Source organism: Faecalibacillus sp. TM498, assembly GCF_020589955.1.
Classification (GTDB): Bacteria; Bacillota_I; Bacilli_A; order Erysipelotrichales; family Coprobacillaceae; genus Faecalibacillus; species Faecalibacillus intestinalis.
This window is the reverse complement of sequence record NZ_JAJDKB010000140.1, coordinates 1-647: the sequence shown is the minus strand read 5'-3', so window position 1 is coordinate 647 and position 647 is coordinate 1. Positions and strand designations below refer to the sequence as shown.

1 protein-coding gene is annotated in these 647 nt (G+C 31.8%); it reads left to right on the top strand.

Annotated features, from left to right (window positions below; genetic code table 11):
• Nucleotides 1–478: transposase (locus LJD32_RS15040; protein ID WP_227392832.1), on the top strand; the 478-nt coding region annotated here is incomplete at its 5' end.
• Between the last annotated feature and the right edge of the window lie 169 nt (nt 479–647).

The following is a 647-nucleotide window of genomic DNA, read 5'->3' as shown; positions in this document are numbered from 1 at the left end:
TCAAATAAAACATTTAACCGCTCAAATAGAACTGATTGAAGAACAGCTAACTGAAATAGATAAAAAAATAGAAGAGTTCTCCATCCAAAATAACTCTCCTATCCTATCCATACCAGGAATATCTCACTTCTCTGGTACTTCTATTCTAGCGGAATTAGGAGATATAAGCAACTATTCTAAGCCTTCTCAAATCATTAAATTTGCAGGAGTTGCTCCTTTACACTATGAATCAAGTCAGTTCAATGCACAACATACAGCTATTACCAAGAAAGGATCCAAATATTTAAGGAAGACCCTATATCAGATAATACTTCCTGTAATAAGACACAATCCTGTGTTCAATAAGTATTATCAGTTAAAGATTTCTCAAGGCAAAGGTCATCGTTGTGCTCAAGGACACTGTGTAAGAAAGCTGCTTAGAATCATCCATCATCTTTTAAAAACAAATCAACAGTTTGATCCTCAACTGTTAAGATAGCACTTGAAAATTTTAAAAATGGCCTTTCGAGGTCTTTTTCAGCATGTCCAAAATTACAAATCACTATTCACTTTTCAATGTTCTCTTTCATTTTCAACTGAAAATTCAAATTTTTAAATATTTTCAAACTTTTTCATAAAATCACTTGAATTTTATATAGTTAGCTCCT